Origin of the sequence: Pandoraea pulmonicola (assembly GCF_000815105.2) — a bacterium.
Taxonomy (GTDB): domain Bacteria; phylum Pseudomonadota; class Gammaproteobacteria; order Burkholderiales; family Burkholderiaceae; genus Pandoraea; species Pandoraea pulmonicola.
Map to the genome: position 1 here is coordinate 4,466,474 of NZ_CP010310.2, position 23,866 is coordinate 4,490,339.

Sequence of the window (23,866 nt, forward strand, 5' to 3'; positions counted from 1 at the left end):
CTCGATGTCCCGGCCGGAGCCACCTCCCACCTGGCCAGACTGTCGAGCCCACGGGAGCAGGCCTCGATCCACGCCCGGCCAATGGTCGACCATGTCTGCACCATAACGTCGGTGATCGGCACACTCCCGCCCGCCGCGCCAGTCTCTTGTCGAGTTTTTTTGGCGGAGGGCGGCATTGAAACAGCATCCTCTCTCTCGCTTGCGTCCTGCGGTGCCGAACGCTTTTCCGCCCCGCTGTTCGAGGGGCCTGCCAGTGTTGCGGGGGGACGCGGCCGTTGGTTCCAGCTCGGCGGCATGCCCTGCCACCCATTGGCCTGACGCACCGCGCGCACATTGGTAGCCAGCACAGCCGGCGCCTGCCCGTTCTGTCCGGACTGCGCCGACGTCGAGGCAGTCACTGGGGATGGGGAGCGCAAGGCTCCAAGATTGGGAACTGGACTCATGGCTTCTCACATGACAGAAATTTTTGCGATCGCAATTGACTGTCGCACGGTCTCGCCATCCGCGCTTGCATGAATCGCTCAGTCCACGGCCTCCCCCGCCTTTCCGCGCACAACATGCTTCGGCGATCGAAACATGGCGCGTCCGTCGCCATGCTAGAGTCGCGCATCGCACTCTTAATCCGTCTACTCCCGTCGCGTCCCCTTCGCCGATCTGCCGGACATCGCGCCGGCACTGCGTACGCCAGGCGCGGACGACGACGCAAACCACTGGAGACCATTGGCATCGCCATGCAGATTCCTGACATGATCCCCGAGCGGACCGCCCTAATTGTCATGCACTATCAGACCGACATCATGAAGCTGTTTCCGTCGGTCGCGCCCACGCTGCTTGCCAACACGCGCAGGCTGTGCGACGCGGCGCGCGCCAAGGGCGTCGGCATCTACTTCGCGAAGCTGCACTTCGAGCCGGGCTATCCGGAAGTCAGCGCGCGCAACAAGAACGGGCAAGGCATCAAGCAGTTGGGGCTTTTCGTGGACGACAGGATTTCGCCGGAACTCGCGCAGCGGCCGGACGAACCGCTCATCGTCGCGCACCGCGCCAGCGTGTTCTTCGGCACCGACTTGCAGGTGCGGCTCTGCGCGAAGGGCATCGATACGCTGATCCTCGTCGGCATCGCGTCGACCGGCGTCATGTTCTCGACGGTCGCCCATGCGAGCGATGCGGACTACCGGCTGTTCACCGTAAAGGACTGCTGCTACGACCCTGACGAGGTCGTGCACGAGCGTCTGTTCGCGACGTCGTTCGAAACGCGCACGACGGTGCTCTCACTCGATGACGCATTGACCATGCTCGCGTAAGCGGGTCGCACCGCCCACCCGTCACGTCAGAACGATCCGCCGCCAAGCAGGTCGTGCTCGTCGAGTATGGCGTAGGCGATATCGGGATTTCGGTCGAGGCAGCGGCGAACGGCCGCCGGAATGCTCTTTTTCGTTTTGCGGCACAAGCCGGGTCGATCCACGAGCTGGATGCCGATGCCGCGCACCGTGCGCACCTCGTTCGGCCCCGGCGCGATCTGCAGCACGATGCCGAGCTGCGCCTGCATGAGACCCGCAATGCGCTTGAGCTCCTCGTAAGTGGCGATGGCTTCGATCCGCTCGATCAACCGTTTCTCCTCCGCCTGGGTCAATCGCAATATTCGAATGTCGCCGCCCGGCTCGCACAGGAGCGCCTCGCGCTCGCATGAACAGGCGCCCGGCGGACATTCGACACGGATGGGGAAAGGAACGGCTGCTGCCATAGCAAGCGTTAGCGCACGCGATATTCAAAACCCTGACATCAGACCGAAAATAGCCGAATCCCGCGTGAAACTGAACCGGTATCGCCACTAGGGTCTGTTCCCACCAATAACGGGCTTGCGAACGCGCCCCAGGGAGCCCCAGGCGTCCCCCTGTCAGATCGGCAGACGTTCGATGATGGCGCGCACCTGCGCGAGCACGGGCCCGACCTGCGCGAGCGGCATCGAACTCAGCCCCAACCGGAGCGCATGCGGCGCGTGCCGCGTCGTGGCGTATGCGTCGGCTTTCGACGTCGCGATGCCGTCCGCGGCCAGCGCCGACACGACCTGATCCATGCGCAGGCCTTCCGGCAATGGCAGCCAGAGGAATAGCGACGACGGATGCGCCACCATCGCCATACCGTGCAGCATCTCGCGCGCGACGGCCTGCCGCCGGCGGGCGTCCTCGCGCAGCCACTGCTCCTGACGCGCCACCGTGCCGTTCGCCATCCACCGCGTCGCGATGGCCGTCACGAGGCTCGACAAGCTCCAGTAGCTGGCCCGCACCACGCGCTTGATCTGCGCGGCACGCTCGTCCGGCACCACCACATAGCCAAAGCGCAGTCCGCTCGCCACGCTCTTCGAAACGCTCGAAACGTGGATCGTACGCTCGGGCGCGAGCGCCGCCAACGGCGGCGGTGCGTCCTCGACGAGATAGGCGTAGGTCGCATCTTCGACGATCAGGCAATCATGCCGGCGTGCGATGGCCACCAACCGCTCGCGCTGCGACGCGCTCAAGATCCAGCCAAGCGGATTGTGCAACGTCGGCATGACATAGATGGCGCGAATGGCGCCCCGCCGGCACAGCGCGTCGAGCGCCGCCAGATCCGTGCCGTCTCCGGCCGACGGCACGGGCTTGAGCGTCAATCCCGCCACGTCGGCCACCATTTTGAAGCCGGGATAGGTCAACGCGTCGACAGCGACCGCGTCGCCCGGGCGCAGGAAAGCGCGCACGGCAACGTCGAGTCCCTGCTGCGCGCCGCCGACGAAGAACACCTGGCGGGCACTCACGTGGATGCCGCGCGTCCGGTGGAGATAGTCGGCGACGATGGCGCGCTCCTGGAGCCGTCCACCGGGAGGCTGCTGGTGCATCAGCGCGCTCAGATCGCCCGCCGTCGCCAGTTCGCGCAGCGTCGTGCGCAACAGATCGCTTTGCCCCTCCCACGACGGATGGTTGAACGACAGATCCACCGCGTGCGAACTGAGTCGCGCCTCGTCGTCGGCGTCCCATGCGTTCCGCTCGTCCCATTCCCGCTGCAACGGACGGTGGCGAACGAAGGTGCCGCGCCCGACCTCGCCCACGACGAGCCCCATGGCCTGCAACCTGGCGTAGACCTTGGTGGCCGAGGCGATCGCAATGCCGTATTGCACGGCCAGCTTGCGATGCGTAGGCAACGCCGCGCCGGGCAGCAGCTCGCCGCTGCGAATGGCCATGGCAAGACGCTCGACGGCGGCCGTCACGGGAGAATCTGGCATAAGCGTATCTAGGACAATTTCTTGATTGTCCGATTCTAGGCGACCACACTGCGGGCAACAACCGCCTTCAACCGACGTCCGCCACCTTCGCCATGTCCGACGAATCGACTTCCTACCCGGTCCTTCGCTACCTGCAACGCCAACTCGCCGGCACGCTGCGCGAGGATGACAGAACCCATATGCGCTACCCCACGGCGATTTCGCAGTTGCTGGGATTTCGCATCGTCGAGATCAGCGAGGCGCAGGCCGTGATCGAGTTGAACGCGAACGCGGACATTCACGGCAATCAACAGGGAACGGTCCACGGCGGCATGCTGTGCGAGCTGGCGGACGCCGCCATCGGCACCGCGCATTCGACCCTGATGGGAGAAGGGGAAACGTTCACGAGCATCGATCTCAAGGCGACGTTTCTCCGCCCGGTCTGGGACTCGCGCCTGCTCGCCCATGCCTGGGCGACACATCGCGGCCGCACGGTCTCGCACTATCTGTGTGAAATCAAGCGCGACGACGGCAAGGTCGTCGCCCGCGTGGACAGCGCCGTCATGACGCTGCGCGGCGAGCATGCCGCCGGGCGATGACGACCGACGCCGCGCCCCTTGAATATCCGACCATGCCTCCGGGAAACGCCCGTCGGCGGCGAGCCCTTGCGTGCGTTGGCAATCAACGCAAGACATCGCCTCGTCATTCTCATCACTTTGCGCAACAGACGTTTTCCGTTTCGGCGCTTTATCCGTCCGGTGCTCGTCCGTATGCTCTTGAGCATGCACTGGGGTGGGACGAGACGCCCACCTGAAGCCGGCGGCGCACAGAACATGCGTCGGCTTGCGTTTCGAACCCACCGTCTCGCAGGCGCGGCACCGAGTCCGAACGTTGCGCGCCCTCACCACACCCGACGGTCATGACAAAGAAGATTGCGTTAGCAGCGTTTCTCGCGGTACCCGGATCCTTCGCGATCCTCGCCCTGGCTTGCCTCCACCCCGGCGTGCGTCGCGCGCTGGCCAACGCTGCCGGACTCGAGCCGATGCTGGCCAACCTGTCGCGCCACGTCGTGCTTCTCGCGCTCGTCTATCATCTGAACCTGCATCATCGTCATGGCGCACGCGCGTGGCGCGCATGCCGGGGGCAGACCGGCGCGCTCGATGGCCTCAAGGGCTTCGAACCCCTCAAGGAATTGCGCGACTGCGACGCCTTCGCGGGCTGACGCAGCGACCGGACGGACTCACCGCGCCCGGATCGCATAGCCGTCGACGTAGGCACGCAGATCGTCCACGCTGGCCGCCGCCCAGACCTTGCCATCGCACAGCACTTCACTCATCGGCGATGCCGCCACCGGCACGCCCTCGGCGCGAGCGGCCGCCTCGAACAACGCGGTCTGATTGACGCCGGCCGCCGTCTGCGCCGCCTGCGCCAACGCCTCGTCGCCGATCATCCCCCACCGCCGGTACTGCGCAATGAACCAGATGCCATCGAGCGGATGCGGATAGTTCGCGGCGCCCTCGTCGAAGAAGCTCACGGGCAGCAGCGCGTGCCGGCCGGACAAGCGCCCGAAGTCGCCCAGCAGCCGTGCCGCGATCAGATCGCGAGGGGCGCCGACCCACGCCGGTTCGGCAAGCCAGCCGGCCGCTTCGGCCCGGTGCCCGGGCATGTCCAGCCAGCGACAAGCACTCAGCAACGTGCGCACCAGCGCCTGCGCCGTGCGCGGATATCGCGTCACGAAGTCATGCCGGCAAGCCAGCACTTTCTCCGGATGATTCGGCCAGATGTCGCTCGACACCACGATGGTGCACCCCAGGCCGCGCGCCTGCGCCACGGCGTGCCACGGCTCGCCGCAGCAAAATCCGTCGAGTCCGCCCTCCTCCATCGCCGCGACCATGTGCGCGGGCGGGATCACGATGCGCGAAATCTCCGCGAGCGGGTCGATGCCCTGCGCCGCGAACCAGTAGTTCAGGAACATGGCGTGCGTGCCGGTCGGGAAGGTCTGCGCGAAGACCGGCTTGCGCCCCAGCGACGCGAGTGCGGTGCGCACGTCGCCCGTTCGCGTCATCGCGTCGGCCAGCGACGGCGTGACCGTAATCGCCTGCCCGTTGCGATTGAGCACCATCAGCACGGCCATCGCTTCGCGCGGCCCGCCGATCCCCAATTGCACGCCGTAGACCAGGCCGTAGAGCGAATGCGCGGCGTCGAGCTCGCCGGTGAGCAACTTGTCGCGAATCGCCGCCCACGACGACTCGCGGCTCAGTTCAAGCGTCAGGCCGTGTTCGTGCCCGAGTTCGAGGCGCTTCGCCACGATCAGCGGCGCGGCGTCGGACAGCGCCACGAACCCGACACGCAGATGACGCTTCTCCGGCACGTCGCGCGGCGTTTGTGCGTCGGAAGCCAACCATGATGACGTCGACATGAGCGGTATCTATCCCAGTAATTCGGCGATCGAGACGAGCTGGCGCGCCACTTCCGCGAGCTTCTCGCCCTGATCCATTGCCCGTTTGCGCAGAATGGCGTAAGCCTCCTGCTCGGAAATCCGACGCCGGTCCATGAGCAGACGCTTGGCGCGATCGATCAGCTTGCGATCGGCCAGCTCGCTCTCGGCCTTGGCAAGCCGGGCGCGCAGCTTTTCCTCGTGCGCGAAGCGCGCGAGCGCCACCTCGAGGATCGGTGCGAGACGCTCGGCCGCCAGCCCTTCGACCGAGTACGCCGTGACGCCGGCGTGAACAGCCGCCCGGATGAGCGACTGGTTGCCGTCGGCCGAGAACATCAGCACGGGGCGCGGTGCGGCCGCGTTCATCACGGCAAGCTGCTCCAGCGTGTCGCGCGACGGCGATTCGGTGTCGATGATGACCACGTCCGGACGCTCGCTCTCCACCACACGCGGCAACGCCTGCGGCTTGGCGACTTCGGCGAGCATCTCGCAACCCAGGCGGGCGAGCGCGGCGCGCAACTCGCCGATCGGCTTGTCGGTGTCGGTGACGAGCAACACGCGCAGCAGGCCGTGCACGCCGTCCGGCGCGGCGGGCGGGCGTGACGACGGCGTCGGGGCAAAGGAATCAGCCTGGGGATCGATGTCCCCGTCATCCGTGTTTTTCGGCAAGTTCGTGGGGGCCGGCGTTGGCCAGTCGTGATATTCGGTTTCGAGATCGCTTCCCATGCCGCGGTCGCCGCTACGGGTACCGCCGCTCACGTCCGACACGCGGTGACGGCGCCTTGTGCGTCGACTGCGCGCCTGCTGCGTTCAGTATAGGTAGTGAAGGCACAACGCTTCAGGCGGCCTGCGCGATGACGTCGTCCGCCCTCGGTCTCGCATCCGCCATGTGCGCGCCAGGCGTCGCCGCCTCGGGGCCAACCGCGCACGCCGCCTCACCGACCGCACCGCCCACGAGCAGGACGGCCGGGCTCGTGAAGCCGGCGGCACGCACGTCGGCGGCCAGTCGCCCCAGCGACGTGACCACGCGCCGCTCCTGCGGCGTGCCGGCCCATTGCACCGCTGCGGCGGGCGTCGTCGTCGCCAGATGTTCCAGCAACGTTTCGGTCAGCGTCTCCACCCGCTGCAACCCCATGTAGACGGCAAGCGTGGTGCCCGTGGCCGCGAGCGCCGCCCAGTTCGGCGCGCTGCCGTCCTGACGATGCGCGGTAACGAAGGTCACGCCGGCGCAGTGATCGCGATGCGTGAGCGACATGCCGAGACCCGCGGCAGCGGCGAACGCTGCCGATACGCCGTTCACGATCTCCACCGGCACGCCCGCACGACGCAGCGCCGCCATTTCCTCGCCCGCACGGCCGAACATCAACGCGTCGCCGCCCTTCACCCGCACCACATGCGCGCCGCGCCGGGCGAGGCGGCACATCAGTCGTTCGATGAACGCCTGCGGCGTCGAGCGGCAACCGCCGCGCTTGCCCACGGCAATCACGCGGGCTTGCGGCGCGAGCGTGGCGATCTCCGGGTTGGCCAGATCGTCGACGAGCAGCACGTCCGCGTCGCCCAGCACGCGCGCCGCGCGCAACGTGAGCAGATCCAGTGCGCCGGGTCCGGCGCTGAGCAGGGTGACCTTGCCTGGCTTCATGATCGTTCTCCTTCGATGCCTCGATGTCCTGCATGTCACTTCGCGCGACGGGTTCGACGACACCCGCCGCGGGCGGCAATGGGCGGCAGCGAGCCATCATGCCTCGCTAGCCGCGAGCCGCGGCGTCACTGCGTCGGCCGTTGCCGCGCACATACGCTGCAGCTCGGGCATGCAGGAACCGCACACCGTGCCGCAGCCGAGCGTCGCCTTGAGTCTGGCGACGTCCGCCCCTGTCGCAATGGCCGCCGCGATGCTCGACGCCTTGACCTGCATGCACTGACACACGGTCAGGTCGCGCGGCGCCGCCGGGCCGCTGTCGGCAACGAAGACGGCGTGCCGCGCCCGCGTCCAGGGCGACGCCTCGCGCACCCGCGCCAGCAGCGACGCCGCCCCCGCCACGTCCGCCTCGCTGCCCGCGACGAGCACGCCGTCGATGAGCGTCTCGCGCCATGCCACGCGCTTGGTCATCGCCCGACAGGCGTCGCGATATTCGAGCAGCGATTCGTCGCGCGGCAGATCGAGCGCGGCGTGCAGACATTCGAGCCAGTCGGCGTCGGGCCGATCGTCGGCCGCCGTCACCACGAGGCGATCGTCGCCTTCCAGGCGCACCGAGGCGAAACGCCGCGCGGCGAGCAACGGCTGCACGGCCGCATGAAGGCGCAGCGCGTCGCCGCGCCGCACCGCCGCCACCCGCCACGGCAGCACCACCGCGTCGACGCGCACGGCCGCATGCTTGAGTTCCGGCTGCTTCGAATACGGATCGACAGCGCCTGTCGTGGTGTCGTTCACGCCACCGCCACCGAGGAACTGCCCGCTCCAGTGCATGGGCACGAACACCGTGCCGGAGGCGACGTCGTCGCTCACCGCGAGCGTCAGCACCCGTTCCCCGCGACGACTGGAGAGCCGCACGAAGTCCCCTGCGCGAAGACTGCGGCGCGCGGCGTCCGCCGGATGCATCGTGAGCGTCGGTTCCGGCGCGTGCTCGAAGAGTTGACCGACGCGTCCGGTGCGGCTCATGCCGTGCCACTGATCGCGCAAGCGGCCCGTGATGAGCCGCAACGGATGCCGCGCATCGATCGGCTCGGCCACGGGCCGGTATTCGAACGCGTGAAAGCGGGCGCGTCCGTCTGCGGTGGCGAACACCCCGTCTTCATAACGGCGGGCGAGCCCCTGCGACGCCCCGGCCGGAAACGGCCACTGCTGCGGCCCGCGTTGCTCCAGCAGCGCATAGTCGAGCCCGCCGATATCGAGATCGCGGCCGACGGTGAGCGCGCGATGCTCGTCGAAAATCGCCTCGGCGCAAGCGAACGCGAACGGTTCGGGCGCCGCGTCCAGCATGGGCGCCAAACGACGCGCGACTTCGCCGGCGATCCACCAGTCGGCGCGGGCCTCCCCGGGAGCGGGCACCGCCGCGCGCACACGCGAGATGCGCCGCTCGGAGTTCGTGACGGTGCCGGCCTTCTCGCCCCAGCTCGTCGCGGGCAGCAGAACGTCGGCATAAGGCACCGTGTCGGTCTGGTGAAACACCTCCTGCACCACGACGAACTCCGCCGACGCCAGCGCTTCCCGCACCCGTGCGCTGTCCGGCATCGAGTGCACTGGGTTCGTGCAGGCGATCCAGATCGCCTTGATGCGCCCGTCGCGCACCGCGTCGAACATCTCGACGGCCGGCAGGCCGGGCCGATCCGACAGCCCCTCTACCCCCCAGAACCGCTCGACCTCCGCCCGATGCGCGGCATTGCCGATCTCGCGATGCGCCGCGAGCATCGTCGCCAGCCCACCGACTTCGCGCCCGCCCATGGCGTTGGGCTGACCGGTGAGCGAGAACGGGCCGGCGCCGGCGCGACCGATCTGCCCGGTGGCGAGATGCAGATGGATGAGCGCGAGATTCTTCTCCGTACCGTGGCTCGATTGATTGAGCCCCATGCAGTAGAGCGAGAGCGCCGCCGGGCTTTCGCCGAACCAGTCGGCCGCCTGGCGCAGCGCGGCTTCGTCGATGCCGCAGATGTCCGCCACCTGTTGCGGCGCATAGGCACGCAGCACTCGCTTGAGGGCGTCGAACCCTTCGGTATGCGCGTCGATGTATTGACGGTCGATGCGCCCTTCCCAGATCAAGTGGTGCAGCATGCCGTGAAAGAGCGCCACGTCGGTGCCCGGCACGATGGGCAGATGGAGGTCGGCCATCGCGGCCGTATCGGTGCGGCGCGGGTCCACCACTATCCAGCGGATCGACGGATCGGCGACCTTCGCCGCCTCCAGACGCCGGAACAGCACCGGATGCGCATACGCCATGTTGCTGCCCGCGAAGAGCACCGTGCGCGCGGCTTCGAGATCGTCGTAGCACGTCGGTGGGCCGTCCGCGCCGAGCGCCATCTTGTAGGCGCTCACCGCACTCGACATGCACAACCGGGAATTGGTGTCGATGTTGTTGGTGCGCACCAGCCCCTTGGCGAGCTTGTTGAAGACGTAATAGTCCTCGGTGAGCAGTTGCCCCGAGACATAGAACGCCACGGCGTCGGGCCCATGGCGGCGGATGACGTCGGCAAGGCGCGACGCCACCATGTCGAGTGCGTCGTCCCACGCAACGGGGGCTCGCCCGACATCGCGCGTGGCACGCATTTCGGGCATGAGCACGCGGCCGGTCAACGACCGCGCCGTCATCGGCAATGTCATGCCCTTGCTGCACAGACGCCCTCGATTGGCCGGATGCGCCGGATCGCCACGCACGCCGACGATGCGCTCGCCATCGCTCTCGACGAGCATGCCGCAACCGACGCCGCAGTAGCAGCAGGTGGTTTGCGTGATGGTGTTCATGGGGTGCTCCGGCAGTAGCAAGGGCGTTGGCGACGTTGGCAACGGCGGCAACATCACGCGGCGGCGGCCGACTCGACCGCCACGCCGGGCGCCGCGTCGTCCACCGACAGATACACCTCACCCGCCTCGATCCGCACGGGGAAGCGCTGCGCGCAACCGACGTCCGGCGCACACGCCTGCCCGGTCGCCAGCTCGATGTTCCAGGCGTGCAGCGGGCACGTCACCCGCTCGCCGTGCACGATGCCCTGCGAGAGCGCGCCGCCCTTGTGCGGGCACTTGTCGCGCAGCGCGAAGACCTTGTCGCCTTCGGTGCGGAACAGCGCGATGTCGCCACCAGCATGCGGCATGACGCGCGAGCCCAGTCGCGGGATCGCGTCGATGTCGCACACGTGCAGCCAGATCGGTTCGGATGGCGTCATGGCAGTTTCCTTCAGACGTTAGCGGGCTCCGCGTGCAGGGGCGCGAGCGGACGATATTCATTGGCTTGTGCGCCGTCGATGCGCGCCTGCCACGGATCGGGCAGGCCTTCGAGGGAGTAGAGCAGCCTTTCGTAGAGGGCACGACGGTTGGCGGCGTCGGCCACCACTCGCTGCTTCACGTAGTCGAGTCCCACGCGCTCGATGTAGTGCACCGTGCGATCCAGGTAGTACGCCTCCTCGCGATAGAGCTGCAGGAAGGCGCCGGTGTACTCCTTGACCTCGTCGGCCGTCTTTACCTTCGCGAGAAACTGCGCCACTTCGGTCTTGATGCCGCCGTTGCCGCCGACATACAGCTCCCAGCCCGAGTCCACGGCGATCACGCCGACGTCCTTGATGCCGGCTTCGGCACAGTTGCGCGGACACCCCGACACGGCGAGCTTGACCTTGTGCGGCGACCACATGTTGGCGAGCATCGTCTCCAGGTCGATGCCCATCTGCGTGCTGTTCTGCGTGCCGAAGCGGCAGAACTCGCTGCCCACGCACGTCTTCACCGTACGGATCGACTTGCCGTAGGCGTGTCCCGACGACATGCCCAGATCGCGCCACACGTTGACCAGATCCTCCTTCTTCACGCCCAGCAGGTCGATGCGCTGACCGCCGGTGACCTTGACCATCGGAATCCGATATTTGTCGGCCACGTCGGCGATGCGCCGCAGCTCGCTCGGGTTCGTCACGCCGCCCTTCATCTGCGGCACGACCGAGAACGTGTTGTCCTTCTGGATGTTGGCGTGCACGCGCTCGTTGACGAAGCGGCTTTGCGGGTCGTCCACCGCTTCCTTCGGCCACGTGCTCAGCATGTAGTAGTTCAGCGCCGGGCGGCACGTCGCGCAACCGTTCGGCGTGCGCCATTCGAGGAAGTCGAAGGCGGCCCGATGCGTGACCAGATGGTGCTCGCGAACGGCGCGCCGCACGTCGGCATGCGAGAGATCGGTGCAGCCGCACACCGCCTTCTCCTTCGGGGTGGCGTCGTAGGTCGAGCCGAGCGTACTCATCAGAATCTGCTCGCACAGGCCGGCGCACGAGCCGCAGGAGCTCGCGGCCTTGGTGTGCTTCTTCACGTCGTCGAGCGTAAAAAGGCCCTTCCCGGTGATCGCCTTGACGATGGCGCCCTTGCACACCCCATTGCAGCCGCACACCTCGTCGGTGTCGGCCATCGCAGCCGCGCGGTTCTGCCCTTGCGTGCCGACGTCGCCCACGCTCGACTCGCCGAACATGATGCGCTCGCGCAACCCACCCAACGTGCGCCCTTCGCGCAGCAGCTTGAAGTACCACGCGCCGTCGGCCGTATCGCCATACAGGCACGCGCCGACGAGTTTGTCGTCTCGAATCACCAGCTTCTTGTAGACGCCGCTGGCCGGGTCGGAGAGCACGATCTCTTCGGTGCCTTCGCCGCCCAGGAAGTCGCCGGCCGAGAACAGGTCGATACCCGTTACCTTGAGCTTGGTCGAGAGCACCGAGCCGCGATAGCTGCCGATGCCCATGAGCGCGAGGTGGTTGGCGCAGACCTTGGCCTGCTCGAAGAGCGGCGCGACCAGACCGTACGCCACGCCGCGATGGTTCACACACTCGCCCACGGCATAGATGCGCGGGTCGTACGTCTGCAACGTGTCGGACACGACGATGCCGCGCGAGCAATAGAGGCCCGCCGCTTCGGCGAGCGCGGTGTTCGGGCGGATCCCCGCGGCCATCACGACCAGGTCGGCCGCGATTTCCTCGCCGTTGCTGAAGCGCACGCCGCTCACGCGGCCGTGACCATCGTCGAGAATGGCCGACGTCTGGTGCGACAGACGAAACGTCAGGCCGCGCGCCTCGAGCGATTGCTGCAGGAGTTTGCCGGCCGTGCCGTCGAGCTGGCGTTCGAGCAGCGTGTCGGCCAGATGCACGACGGTGACGTCCATGCCGCGCAGCTTGAGACCGTTGGCGGCTTCCAGCCCCAGCAGACCGCCGCCGATCACCACCGCGTGACGCTTCACGCGCGCCGTCTCGATCATGACCTCGGTGTCGCGAATGTCGCGATAGCTGATCACGCCGTCCAGATCCTTGCCCGGCACGGGCAGGATGAACGGGCTCGAGCCGGTGGCGATCAGCAGCCGGTCGTACGGTGCCTCGGTGCCGTCGGCGCAGCGCACCACACGGCGGGGCCGATCGATCTGCGTCACTTCCTTGCCCAGATGCAGCGTGATGCCCTGGCTCGCATACCAGTCGAGCGGGTTGAGCACGATGTCGGCGAACGACTGTTCCCCCGCCAGCACCGGCGAGAGCAGGATGCGGTTGTAGTTCGGATGCGGCTCGGCGCCGAACACGGTGATGTCGTACTGATTCGGCGCGATCTCCAGCAGCTCCTCGAGCGTGCGGATGCCGGCCATGCCATTGCCGATGACGACCAGACGTGGTTTGCGCATGCGGTCTTCTCCTGTTGCGATGCTTGCTGCGCCCGAAAGCAAAACGGCGTCCGTCCGCGCCGAAGCACGGAGGGACGCCGTTGTCCTGTGGGAACGTCGCAGGCCTCCCGCCCCGACGTCACCCCTGAATTCGCTGCCGGCGACGCCTTTGCCGCTGGCCTTTACGCTAACGCAACAAGCGTGCCAGGCCGGACAGAACTACCGGAAAAGCGTGATGAGACAAGGCCGAAGCGGTGTATTAACCGTAGGGAGAATCCGAAATTTGACGAGAATTTTCCGCACCGCAGCAGTGCACGGCGCCGGGCAGGTTGCCGCAGACGCACCACGATGATGCGTCGGAGACAAGGAGGCGCCGCAGGCGCGCGCGTCGGGATCGCGCCTGCGGGCTGGCGGCACGACCTCACCGATGTGGGCGGTCAGTCGGCCTGCATCAGCGCGCGGCCGATGATGAGTTGCTGAATCTGCGTGGTGCCTTCGTACAGGCGCAGCAGGCGCACGTCGCGGTAGAAGCGCTCGACCTTGTACTCGTTGATGTAGCCGGCGCCTCCGTGGACCTGCACGCCGCGGTCGGCCACACGTCCGACCATCTCGGTGCAGAAGAGCTTCGCGCACGACGCGCGCGTGCTCACGTCGGCATCGCGCTTGCCTGCAGGCCGGGCGTCGTATCGTTGCGCGCAGTCCTGCACCATCGACCAGCCGGCATAGAGTTCGGCCTGACTGTCGGCGAGCATCGCCTGCACGAGCTGGAAGTCGCCGATGCGCTGACCGAACTGCTTGCGCTCGCGCGCGTAGGCGACCGACTCGTCGAGAATGCGCTGCGCCATGCCGCAGGCGAGCGCCGCCACGTGCAGGCGCCCACGGTCGAGCACCTTCATGGCCGTCTTGAAGCCCTTGCCCGCTTCGCCGCCGATGATGTTCGCGGCCGGCACGCGCGCACCGTCGAGAATGACGTCGCAGGTCTTCGTGCCGCGCTGGCCCATCTTCCTGTCCGGCTTGCCGAGCGACAGTCCAGGCGTGTCGGCCGGGACGACGAAGGCCGAGATGCCGCCCGCGCCTTCGCCACCGGTGCGCGCCATCAGCGTGAACGCGCCCGCGCGTGGGGCGTTGGTGATGAAACGCTTCACGCCATCGATCACATAGGTATCGCCGTCGAGCACGGCGCGCGTCTTGAGCGCCGCCGGATCCGAGCCGGCATCCGGCTCGGTGAGCGCGAACGACATGATCAGCTCGCCGCTGGCCACGCGCGGCAGCAGGTCGCGCTTCTGCGCGTCGGTGCCGTCGATCAGAATGCCCTGCGACCCGATGCCGACGTTCGTGCCGAATACCGAGCGAAACGCCAACGACGTCTGTCCGAACTCGTAGGCCACGCGCACCTCCTGCGCCATCGACAGGCCGATGCCGCCGTATTCCTCCGGGATCGACAGGCCGAACAGCCCCATTTTCTTCATCTCGTCGACGATGACCGGGGGCACGTCGTCGTGCTCCTCGACGTCGTTCTCCGCCGGCACCAGCCGCTCGCGGATGAAGCGCTGCACCGTCGCGAGCAGCAGGTCGAACGATTCGCTATCCAGTCCCTTCGATGTCATCTCTCTTCCTCGAGCCCCGTTGCGGGGTGCGGCGTCGGCCTCCCGCGCCACGGCCCTCGCCAAATTTGAATTTCCGAATTTCCGCATCTTACCTGCGAGTGTGCAGACCGCGGCTCTCCTGGCATTCCGCCGTCCCACGCAACAACCTATTAACTAGCATCCTAATTATTAGTTAACATATAATCTTTCTCCATGACCTCCCTGGAATCGCTCCGCTTCGCCTTTACGAGCCACCTGCTGCTGGCAGGCAAACAGTGGCGCCAGTTGTCGCAGGGCGCCATCGTCGAATACGGCATTTCCGCGGCGAGCGCGGGCCCGTTGCTGTTCATCCGCCGGCTCGGCCAAGGGGTGCGGCAGGTCGAGCTCGCCGAATACGTCGGCCTCGAAGGCGCTTCGCTGGTGCGGCTGCTCGACCAGTTGTGCGCCGCCGGGCTCGTGCGGCGCGAGGTGGACGCCAGCGACCGGCGCGCCAACGCCCTTCGGCTCACGGAGGCCGGCGAGGCGCTCGCCGAAAAGCTCGAAAGCGAACTCAGCCAGTTGCGCGCGAAGGTCTTCGCGAGCATCTCGCGTGAGGACTTCGAAGCGGTGCTGCGCGTATTCGAAGCCCTCTCCAGCGCGGCCGGTCCGGATGCGACCATCCTCGCGATGGAGCCTCCCAAGAAGTAAAACCGTGTTCACCTGGCCTTCCTCCCGCGACTGGATTTTCTCGATCAAGGCGTTCGTTGCCTCGATGCTGGCGCTGTACATCGCGCTCGCGCTCGGCCTGCCGCGCCCGTACTGGGCCATGGCCACCGTGTACATCGTGTCGCACCCCCTCACCGGCGCGACCCGCTCCAAGGCGCTGTACCGCGTGCTCGGCACGCTGCTCGGCGCCGCCGCGTCCATCGCCTTCGTGCCGGCACTCGTCAATACACCCGAACTGTTGATGGCCGCCGTGGGCCTGTGGACGGGCACACTGCTCTACATCTCGCTGCTGCATCGTTCGCCGCGCAGCTACGTGTTCCTGCTCGCGTCGTACACGCTACCGCTCATCGCCCTGCCCGCGGTCAATACGCCGGACGTCATCTTCGACATCGCCATTGCGCGCTCGGAGGAGATCATTCTCGGCATCGTCTGCGCGAGCGTGGTCGGCGCGGTCGTCCTGCCCACGAGTGTGGCGAAGGTGCTGCACGACCGCTCGGCGCGCTGGCTCACCGACGCCGCGCGCTGGACTGCAGACATGCTCTCGGCGGACCCCGATGGCAAGGCGACGCGCCACCTGAGCCGCCACCGCATGGCGGCCGACATCCTGGCGCTCGACCAGTTGATCAGCCAGCTCTCCTACGACGCCGATACGTCGGCGCGCGTGAGCGATGCGCAGGAACTGCGCGGACGCATGACGATGATGATGCCGGTGCTCTCGACGGTGGCGTCGCTCGTGCAGACGCTGCGCCGGCAGCCGCAGGGCGTGCCCGACGCGCTCGCAGCGAAAATGGCCGACGTGGTCGCATGGCTGCGGCGCGGCGCTCCCTCGCCCGCGCCGGCACATCTGCTCAGCCCGCCGCAAGCGGCCGGCGAGGCATCCGACTGGTATGGCGCGCTGGTCGCGGCCACCGAGGATCGCCTGCGCTCGCTCGTGCAGCTCTGGCAAGACTGCGCGACGCTGCAACGCCGCTTCGGCCAGCCCGACGGCGCCCCCGAATGGTCACCGGCCTTCCCGTACTGGGAACTCGGCGGCGCACGTCACTACGACCACGGCCTGTTGCTGTTCTCAACGGTTTCGGCCGCGCTGTGCACGTTCCTGATGGGCATGGCGTGGATCTACACCGGCTGGAATGACGGAGCGGCCGGCGTGTCGCTCGGCGCGGTGGCCTGCTGCTTCTTCGCGGCGATGGACGAACCGGCGCCCTTCATCCGCTCGTTCTTCTGGGCGACGGCCGTATGCGTCGTGTTCGCCGCCGTGTACGTGTTCTTCATCCTGACGAACGCCCACGATTTCGGCCTGCTCGTCTCTCTCTTCGCCGTGCCCTACCTGTTGCTCGGCACGCTCATTCCGCAGCCGCGCTTCACGATGGTGGCGATGCTCGTGGCCGTCAACACGGCGAGCTTCGTCGGCATTCAGGGAGGCTACAGCGCCGACTTCAGCGCGTTCTTCAACAGCAACATCGCCGGGCTGGCCGGCGTGCTGTTCGCCCTGCTGTGGACCTTGCAGACGCGCCCCTTCGGCACGCGCGTGGCAATGCGTCGCCTGATTCACGCGAGCTGGCGCGACATCGCGAGGAACGCGCTCGGCCGTTCGGTCGCGGAGCACGGACGCCTGCGTGCACGTTTGCTCGACCGGCTCGGCCAACTCGTGCCGCGTCTGGCGGCGAGCGAGAGCGAGACCTCGAGCGATGGCTTCACCGAAGTGCGCGTCGAACTCTCGGCGCTCGCCCTGCAGCGCGAGCTGCCGCATCTGAATCCGTCGCAGCGCAGCGCCGTCGAGGCCGCGCTCAACGACGTGGCGCGCTTCTATCAGGCGCGGCTCGACGAGGCGGCGAGCCGACCCGACGCCGCGCTGCAAGACAGACTGCTGGGCGCGGTGCGCTCGCTGGTGGCCCATAGCGATCAGGCGTCGCGCAGTGCACGCGCATCGCTCATGGACATCCACGTCGCGCTGTTCCCGGCCACGCGACCCCGGAGTGCTCAATGAGCGGAGAGATCGATATCTACGGCGTGTTCGTGCCGATGCTGCTGGCGCTGATGGTCGTCGCCTTCGTGGCGACCGGTGCGCTGCGCTTCGTGCTCGCACGTCTGGGCTTCTACAAGCTCGTCTGGCACCGTTCGCTATTCAACCTCGCTGTGTACATCATCGCGCTGGGCGGTATCGTCGCCATCGCGCGGGCCTGCCAACCATGAAACTGAAACTTCGCTCCCTCGGTCCCGTCGTCCTGACGCTCGCGGTATCCTGCGTCGCGGTCTTCGTGCTCCTGCATCTGTGGGACTACTACACCGTTGCGCCGTGGACCCGCGACGGTCGCATCCGCGCCGATATCGTGCAGGTTGCGCCCGACGTCTCCGGTCTCATTACCGACGTCGAAGTCAAGGACAACCAGCCCGTGCATCGCGGCGATCTGCTGTTCGTGATCGATCGCGACCGCTACGCGCTTGCACTGCAGCAGGCCGAGGCCAATGCGGCCGCGCTTCGCGCCACACTCGCCCAGGCCCGCCGCGAGAACGCGCGCAACCATCAATTGACGGAAGTCGTCGCCAGGGAAGTCGTGGAAGCCGGTCAGGCGAAGGTCGAATCCGGCGAAGCGGCCGTGGCGCAAGCCGACGCGGCCGTGCGGCTGGCGAAGCTCAATCTGGAACGCACGCGCGTGCTCGCGCCGGCCGACGGTTATCTGAACGACCGCGTGCCGCGCGTGGGCGACTACGTCAGCACGGGCCGCCCCGTGCTCTCGATGGTCGATGCGAATTCGCTGCACGTGGAAGGCTACTTCGAAGAGACGAAGATGCGCGGCATCCACATCGGCGACAAGGTCGAGGTCCGACTGATGGGCGAGCGCAATGTGCTGCATGGGCACGTGCAGAGCATCGTCGCCGGCATCGAGGACCGCGACCGCACGAGCGGCGCGTCGATGCTCCCCAACGTCAACCCCACTTTCAACTGGGTCCGTCTCGCGCAACGCATTCCGGTGCGAATCGCGCTCGACGACGTGCCCAGGGACATGCGGCTGGTCGCCGGGCGCACCGCGACGGTGAGCGTCGTGGAAGGCCATCCAGAGAAGTCCGCGGAGGCCGGCGAGACCGCACCTGCCAGGCTTGCCGCGCATCAGGCCGGCGCCCAGTCCGGAGCGCAGCAGTGAAAGCCCGGTCATTTCTCGTGAGCGCCGTGGCGGCTGCCGCCGCGCTGGTGGCCGGCTGCACGACAGTCGGTCCCGACTACCATCTGCCCGAGCAATCGGCGATGCGTTCGCCCGACGCGAACGGCCCTCTCACAAACGGTTCGCAGCGCGCCGTATCGCTCGCCGCCGTGCCCGACGACTGGTGGCAACTCTATGACGACCCGCAGCTCGACGCCCTCGTGAAGCAGGCGCTCGCCGCCAACACGACCGTGCGCGTGGCGCTGGCCAACCTGCGGCGCGCCGTCGCGATGTACCACGAAGTCGAGTCGGAGAATCTGCCGCAGGGCGGCGTGGAAGCCAATACGGCGCGCGCGCAGCTCTCGGGCGAGAGTTTCCTGAAGGAAGAAAAGCTGCCGGTGGTCAACCTGGCCGCCGCCGCATTGTCGGTCTCGTACCAGATCGACTTCTTCGGCAAGCTCGCGCGCGCGGACGAAGCCGCGCTGGCCGCCGCCGAAGCGAGCCAGGCCGCACTCGACGTCGCACGGGTGAGCGTGGCCGCCGAGACCGTGCGCGCCTACGTGCAAAGTTGCGCGGCCAATCACGAATACGACATCGCCAACGAACAGCTCAAACTTCAGGAACGGAGTGTGGCGATCACGCGCAAGCTCGTCGATGTCGGGCGCGATCAGCCCACCGACCTGCTGCGCGCCCAGGCGCAAGCCGATACGCTGCGCGCCGCCTTACCGCATTTCCAGGCGCAGCACGAAGCCGCGACCTACCGCCTGGCGGTCATGCTCGGCAAGGTGCCCGGCACGCTCGAGGCGAGCGCCACGCAGTGCCGTCGCATTCCACGGTTGAGCCAGGCGCTGCCTGTCGGCGACGGCGCCGCATTGCTCCGGCGCCGCCCCGACGTCCGTCAGGCCGAGCGCGAACTTGCGTCGGCCACGGCGAAGATCGGCGTGGCGACGGCGGACCTGTACCCGTCGATCCGCATCGGCGCCTCGATCGGCGCGAGCGGCGTGCTGGAACATTTCGGACAGGCCCGCACGGAACAATGGACCGTGGGACCGATGATCACGTGGTCGCTGCCGACCAACGGCGTGCGTGCTCACATCGAGGGCATGGAAGCCGGCGCCGACGCCGCGCTCGCGCACTTCGACGGCGTGGTTCTCAAGGCGCTTCAGGAAACACAGACGTCCCTCTCGGCGTACACCCGCGAACTCGAACGCGACGCCGCCCTGCGCGATGCGCGCGACAAGTCGCGTGCGGCGGCCGAACAGAATCACAAGCTGTATCAGGCGGGCCGTGCGCCGTACCTGACGAGCCTCGACGCCGAACGCACGCACGCGAGCGCCGAAGCGGCCCTGGCGAGCGCCGAAACGCAGGTCGCGATGGACCAGATCAACCTGTTCCTCGCGTTGGGCGGCGGCTGGCAATCGAGCGCGGCGGGCGGCAAAGCGCCGTCCGCGCTCGCGCGATCGGACGCCGCACGGCGTCTCGCGCCCGTGGCCGGCGAAGCCGCGGCCACGACTACGCACTGAAATTTGGAGACGAGGTCTGCGGCGTCGTCACGACGTCGCCCTCCGGAAACACACAAGCCCCGTCGGGAGCGAATCCTCGGGCGGGGCTGTGGCAAGTGACGCGGTACGGCGTCGGCGGGGTGGAATCGCGCGGCGCGGGCGGGATCTGTCAACAGATCGGGCGGGCCGTCGGCGAATCCGGGTACTGCATCGATAACCCTGCGGCTATCGCGTTTTCACTTAGTTGACGCTCGGCGCCTGCGGTGCCGCACCGCGCTGCATGGCTTCGATTTCCGCCGTGCGCTTCTGCAATTGAACCGACTGTTCGAAGGTGTACGGGAAATTGAATTCCGTCACCGGCGAGAGGCCGAGCTCGCGTGCCGCTTGCAGCTCGGCACGTACGTGCTCACGGCTCACGCCGCTCGTTTGCGAATCCGCCGCAAATGCCGAGCCGGCAGCCATCGTCAAGCCAACAAGCGCGACGGCGATCAACAGGTTCTTTTTCATGGAAAACCCCTTTTGTCGTTTATGTGTTGCCAAAGGACGTCGAAACCGCCAATCGACAAGTTTCCGCCCTGAATAAATTATAGTTTTCCCTTACTTTTGAACCAGACCGAATGCCACAACACACTGTTTCGGAAAAGTCGTGAAATCGGCGGCAAAACGTGCCGACTCGGTGTCTGAATGCGGGATAAATTGCGCGGGGATGGCGTGAAAACGGCGCGTCGGGCGCGCCCGTGAAAGGCGCGCCCGATGCTCATCGATTTGCCTGCGGAATCAGGGGGCGATCATCCCGGTACTGATGGCGGCAGCAATGGCCTGATGACGATTGACGGCGCCGAGCTTGCGCTTGGCGTTGTTGATGTGAAACGTCACGGTGTGCTCCGAAATCTTCAGGATCAGACCGATCTCCCACGCCGTCTTGCCGCGCGCCGCCCAGAGCAGACTTTCCACCTCGCGGGGACTGAGCTTGCCTGTGCTGCGACTCGCGACCCATTGCATGTCGAGTTGCTGGATCGCCTGATGGAAATACACGGCGCTCAGATAGATTTCGCCGAGCATGCGTGTTTCATGCTCGGCCGACGCCTCCGGCGACTGCGCGGTCGCCGCGCTGAAGATGGCGCGCTCGCCCGCCGCCCCGTAGATCGGGATCGACACGCCGCAGGCCAGTCCGTGGGCGCGCGCATCGGCGAAAATCGGATGCGGTCGCTTCTGCGAGAGAAACGTGCGCCAGCGAATGGGAAGCGGCGACAGATTGGCCGCGACCAGCACCGGATCGTTGTCCGCATATCCCGCGCTTTGATAGCGCTCGACCCATGACGCCGGGAAGGTCGTGAAGATGTGGCGACTCGGCATTCCCTCTGCCGTAATACGCTGATCGTCGACCTGGAAGGCGGCGGCTTCGCGTTCGCGTCTCGGCAACAAGGGGGCATAGAACAACGCGTCGTATCCGAGCGTGCGCGGCAGCTTCCGAAACTCGACGTCCAGCGCTTCGACGGAGCGGGCGTTGAGCAGCCCCTCGTATCGATAAAGATTGTGATGCATTGCGAGTTGTACTTATTTTAGTGACTGCCCGTGGATTGCCGCCATCCGCGCATTGTAGCCCTGGCATTACCTGTTGCGGACAGCAATGTTGCTCAATGAAACAACACTCGCCCTTGACATGGAGTACCAATCATTCACATCGTTAATTATCGCATCTCGACCCCATATCGCGCCCCCATGCCTCACCCCAATTCCTCCAGTCCCGTCATCACCTTGCGCAGCCCCGGCGTCAATGGCTTGTCCTGCCGAACGACGATCGCCAGGGTACGCGACAGGGCCGGCGCCAGCGTCGCGATACGCAGCCCTCGCCGGTAATGCGCGGCATTGACCGACATGCGCGGCACGATGCTGTAGCCGAGTCCCGCCGCGACCATTTCCTTGATCGCTTCGATACTGCCCAGCGCCATGACCGGACGCAGGCGCAATCCCGCCTGCAGAAACCATTCGTCGATCAAAAGCCGTGTACTGCTGCCGGATTCGAACGCAACCATGGGCGCGACGGCCAACATGTCCGGTGTGACCTCCTCGGCCCAATCCGTTTCGTTCGAGGGCGCGATGGCGACGAATTCGTCGCGCAGCACAGGCGTGATGTGCAGGCTGCGCCCGGCGGCAGGCAACGTGACAAGCCCGACATCGAGTCGGTTTTCGGTGACCGCCGCCACCACGTCGTCAGTGTTGCCGGTACTCACGCGAATGTCGAGTGCCGGATAGCGACGGCGCATGGCGCGCAGCATCGGCGGCAGCAGATGGATGCACGCCGTGGCGCCGGTGCCGATGGCGATCTCGCCTGCGACGCCTTGCGCGTGCGTGGACAGCGCCTGCATGGCGTCTTCGACGGCGGCATCGATGCGCACCGCATGTTCGAGCAACGCGGAACCCGCTGGCGTGGGTTTCAGCCGCTTGCCCACGCGCTCGATCAGCCGAACGTTCAGGCGCTGCTCCAGTTGCCGGACCTGCAGGCTCACCGCCGGCTGCGACAGATCCAGCCGGGCGGCCGCCGCCGAGAAACTCCCCGCATCGACGACCTCCGTGAAGGTATGAAGCTGATCCAGATTCAGGCGCCTCATCTCCAAGTTTTCCTTATGGTCCGGATAAGATGCCAAGACTTTACCAAGAGATGGGGGCGGCGCACCATGCAGGCTGCGTTCCACCATTGCCCTCGGTCGTCAGCCGACCGGCCGCCGTCAGCGACGACCGTCACCCCACATGCCCACCGTCCCCACCAGTCTTACGCTCGGCCTCGCACAACTGATCAACTGGGGCGTGAGCTTCTACCTTCCCGGGGCATTCGCCTGGCGCATCGCCAGCGCCACGGGCTGGCCGCAATCGTGGGTATTCGCCGGTCCGTCGCTGGCCATGCTCGTGATGGCCGCCGTCTCCCCGCTCTCCGGCCGATGGCTCGATCGCATGGGTGGGCGGCGCGTCATGTGCACCGGCACGCTCGTCTGTTCGGCCGGCTGCGCGGTACTCGCGACGAGCACGACACTCGCGCAGTTCCATGCGGCGTGGGTCTTGCTCGGCGTCGGCATGCGGCTCTCGCTCTACGACGCCGCCTTCGCCACCCTCGCCTCACTCTACGGCGCGGCGGCGCGCCGCCCGATGACCCAGATCACGCTCATGGGCGGCCTCGCGACCACCGTCTTCTGGCCGCTCGGCAACTGGCTTGGCGACACGTGGGGATGGCGGGTGGGCGTGCTGGTCTACGGCGCGTTCAGCCTGCTGGCATGGGCGCTGCTGCGCACGCTGCCGCCCACGCCGCCGAAGACGAGGCAAGCCGACGCGCGCCTCGAACCCAGGGCGCCATTGCCGCGCACGCCCGCATGGCTCTATGGCGCGACCATGGCGCTCGTGTCGATCCTGTCGTCGGGGCTCGCCGCCCATCTGACGGCGCTGCTCGGCGCGCGCGGGTTGCCCGTCACGCTCGCCGCGCTGTGGGGACTGGGGCAGGTGTGTGCGCGCACGCTCGAATGGCTCCAGCCGCGTCAGGCAAGCGCGATCCGGCTCAATGTCGTGGTCGGCTGCGGCCTGCCGCTGTGTTTTGCCCTCGGCATCGCGGGCATGTCGTCGGTGCCGGCGGCGGGCGTCTTCATCTTCGCTTACGGCGCGCTCAATGGCCTGGCGACGCTGCTGCGCGCCAGTCTGCCGCTGGAGCTTTTCCCGCACGGCGCCTATGCGCGTGCACTCGGCACGCTGCTCACGCCGGCCTTCGCGGTGTCGGCCGTCGCCCCCTGGGGGTATTCGCTGGCGCGCCAGCATTGGGGCGACACGGCGATCCTCTGGGTCTCGCTCGCCGTCAGCGTGCTCATTGCGGCCGCGTCGCTAACGCTGCGGCGTCTGGTGCGGCCAGCGCCTGCGCCACAAACGCGCGCGGAAACTCGATCCACGCCTTGACCTTCGCATCGGGGT

At 67.1% G+C, this 23,866-nt stretch carries 21 protein-coding genes; 9 read left to right on the forward strand and 12 right to left on the reverse strand.

The features are described from left to right. The first annotated feature begins 731 nt into the window (after positions 1–731). On the forward strand, positions 732–1,301 hold the full coding sequence (locus RO07_RS19050; RefSeq protein WP_039404875.1) for a cysteine hydrolase family protein: 570 nt from the start codon (positions 732–734) through the stop codon (positions 1,299–1,301). Positions 1,302–1,327: 26 nt separating this feature from the next. On the opposite strand, the gene RO07_RS19055 is transcribed toward RO07_RS19050, so the two are convergent. Together RO07_RS19055 and RO07_RS19060 are read right to left on the reverse strand one after the other, a co-directional pair. Further along, on the reverse strand, positions 1,328–1,741 hold the full coding sequence (locus tag RO07_RS19055) for a hypothetical protein (RefSeq protein WP_072637097.1): 414 nt from the start codon (positions 1,739–1,741) through the stop codon (positions 1,328–1,330). Between the two features lie 153 nt (positions 1,742–1,894). Then, positions 1,895–3,253 carry an aminotransferase-like domain-containing protein gene (locus RO07_RS19060; RefSeq protein WP_039404879.1) on the reverse strand — a complete coding sequence of 453 codons (1,359 nt, stop codon included), beginning with the start codon at positions 3,251–3,253 and terminating at the stop codon, positions 1,895–1,897. Positions 3,254–3,345: 92 nt separating this feature from the next. On the opposite strand from RO07_RS19060, the gene RO07_RS19065 reads away from it, so the two are divergent. Both RO07_RS19065 and RO07_RS19070 read left to right on the forward strand, forming a co-directional pair. Beyond that, entirely contained in the window at positions 3,346–3,831 is a 486-nt protein-coding gene (locus tag RO07_RS19065) for a PaaI family thioesterase (RefSeq protein WP_039404881.1), read from the forward strand. A 320-nt stretch (positions 3,832–4,151) separates the two neighbouring features. Next, positions 4,152–4,454: a hypothetical protein gene (locus RO07_RS19070; RefSeq protein WP_039404883.1), complete on the forward strand. Its 303-nt coding sequence runs from the start codon at positions 4,152–4,154 to the stop codon at positions 4,452–4,454. Between the two features lie 18 nt (positions 4,455–4,472). On the opposite strand, the gene RO07_RS19075 is transcribed toward RO07_RS19070, so the two are convergent. The 7 genes from RO07_RS19075 to RO07_RS19105 all read right to left on the reverse strand — a co-directional run bounded on the left by RO07_RS19075 (position 4,473) and on the right by RO07_RS19105 (position 14,589). Then, the gene (locus RO07_RS19075; RefSeq protein ID WP_039404885.1) at positions 4,473–5,651 is read right to left on the reverse strand and encodes a CmpA/NrtA family ABC transporter substrate-binding protein; all 1,179 of its coding nucleotides are present in this window, start codon (positions 5,649–5,651) and stop codon (positions 4,473–4,475) included. A 9-nt stretch (positions 5,652–5,660) separates the two neighbouring features. Further along, positions 5,661–6,236, reverse strand: coding sequence for an ANTAR domain-containing response regulator (locus RO07_RS19080; protein WP_039412883.1), 576 nt, complete (start codon positions 6,234–6,236; stop codon positions 5,661–5,663). Positions 6,237–6,507: 271 nt separating this feature from the next. Continuing rightward, positions 6,508–7,308: a uroporphyrinogen-III C-methyltransferase gene (gene cobA / locus RO07_RS19085; protein WP_039404886.1), complete on the reverse strand. Its 801-nt coding sequence runs from the start codon at positions 7,306–7,308 to the stop codon at positions 6,508–6,510. A 96-nt stretch (positions 7,309–7,404) separates the two neighbouring features. Then, positions 7,405–10,122 carry a nitrate reductase gene (locus RO07_RS19090; RefSeq protein WP_084072709.1) on the reverse strand — a complete coding sequence of 906 codons (2,718 nt, stop codon included), beginning with the start codon at positions 10,120–10,122 and terminating at the stop codon, positions 7,405–7,407. A 53-nt stretch (positions 10,123–10,175) separates the two neighbouring features. Next, positions 10,176–10,541 (reverse strand): nitrite reductase small subunit NirD, encoded by a 366-nt coding sequence (gene nirD, locus RO07_RS19095; protein WP_039404888.1) that lies wholly within the window; start codon positions 10,539–10,541, stop codon positions 10,176–10,178. Positions 10,542–10,552: 11 nt separating this feature from the next. After that, complete coding sequence (gene nirB, locus RO07_RS19100) at positions 10,553–13,003, reverse strand: nitrite reductase large subunit NirB (RefSeq protein WP_039404890.1); 2,451 nt, start codon at positions 13,001–13,003, stop codon at positions 10,553–10,555. A 416-nt stretch (positions 13,004–13,419) separates the two neighbouring features. Continuing rightward, positions 13,420–14,589 carry an acyl-CoA dehydrogenase family protein gene (locus RO07_RS19105; protein WP_039404892.1) on the reverse strand — a complete coding sequence of 390 codons (1,170 nt, stop codon included), beginning with the start codon at positions 14,587–14,589 and terminating at the stop codon, positions 13,420–13,422. 192 nt (positions 14,590–14,781) lie between these two features. On the opposite strand from RO07_RS19105, the gene RO07_RS19110 reads away from it, so the two are divergent. Genes RO07_RS19110 through RO07_RS19130 form a run of 5 tightly spaced genes read left to right on the forward strand, consistent with a single transcriptional unit; the run spans position 14,782 to position 19,936 of the window. Then, the gene (locus tag RO07_RS19110) at positions 14,782–15,255 is read left to right on the forward strand and encodes a MarR family winged helix-turn-helix transcriptional regulator (protein ID WP_039404894.1); all 474 of its coding nucleotides are present in this window, start codon (positions 14,782–14,784) and stop codon (positions 15,253–15,255) included. A gap of 4 nt (positions 15,256–15,259) precedes the next feature. Continuing rightward, entirely contained in the window at positions 15,260–17,260 is a 2,001-nt protein-coding gene (locus RO07_RS19115; RefSeq protein ID WP_039404896.1) for an FUSC family protein, read from the forward strand. Further along, complete coding sequence (locus tag RO07_RS19120; protein WP_039404898.1) at positions 17,257–17,466, forward strand: DUF1656 domain-containing protein; 210 nt, start codon at positions 17,257–17,259, stop codon at positions 17,464–17,466. Before RO07_RS19115 ends, RO07_RS19120 begins: the two co-directional genes overlap by 4 nt. Further along, positions 17,463–18,416 carry an efflux RND transporter periplasmic adaptor subunit gene (locus tag RO07_RS19125; RefSeq protein ID WP_039404900.1) on the forward strand — a complete coding sequence of 318 codons (954 nt, stop codon included), beginning with the start codon at positions 17,463–17,465 and terminating at the stop codon, positions 18,414–18,416. The genes RO07_RS19120 and RO07_RS19125 overlap by 4 nt, the downstream gene beginning before the upstream one ends. After that, positions 18,413–19,936 (forward strand): efflux transporter outer membrane subunit, encoded by a 1,524-nt coding sequence (locus RO07_RS19130; protein WP_237171296.1) that lies wholly within the window; start codon positions 18,413–18,415, stop codon positions 19,934–19,936. The genes RO07_RS19125 and RO07_RS19130 overlap by 4 nt, the downstream gene beginning before the upstream one ends. Before the next feature lie 219 nt (positions 19,937–20,155). Here the strand turns inward: RO07_RS19130 and RO07_RS19135 are convergent, their stop codons facing one another. The 3 genes from RO07_RS19135 to RO07_RS19145 form a co-directional block, all read right to left on the reverse strand. Next, positions 20,156–20,422, reverse strand: coding sequence for a DUF4148 domain-containing protein (locus tag RO07_RS19135; RefSeq protein WP_039404902.1), 267 nt, complete (start codon positions 20,420–20,422; stop codon positions 20,156–20,158). 270 nt (positions 20,423–20,692) lie between these two features. Continuing rightward, complete coding sequence (locus RO07_RS19140; protein ID WP_039404904.1) at positions 20,693–21,460, reverse strand: autoinducer binding domain-containing protein; 768 nt, start codon at positions 21,458–21,460, stop codon at positions 20,693–20,695. Between the two features lie 182 nt (positions 21,461–21,642). Beyond that, positions 21,643–22,527, reverse strand: coding sequence for a LysR family transcriptional regulator (locus RO07_RS19145; protein ID WP_039404905.1), 885 nt, complete (start codon positions 22,525–22,527; stop codon positions 21,643–21,645). 139 nt (positions 22,528–22,666) lie between these two features. Here RO07_RS19145 and RO07_RS19150 point away from each other — a divergent pair, with 139 nt between their 5' ends. Then, positions 22,667–23,851 (forward strand): MFS transporter, encoded by a 1,185-nt coding sequence (locus RO07_RS19150; RefSeq protein WP_039404906.1) that lies wholly within the window; start codon positions 22,667–22,669, stop codon positions 23,849–23,851. Positions 23,852–23,866: the final 15 nt, after the last annotated feature.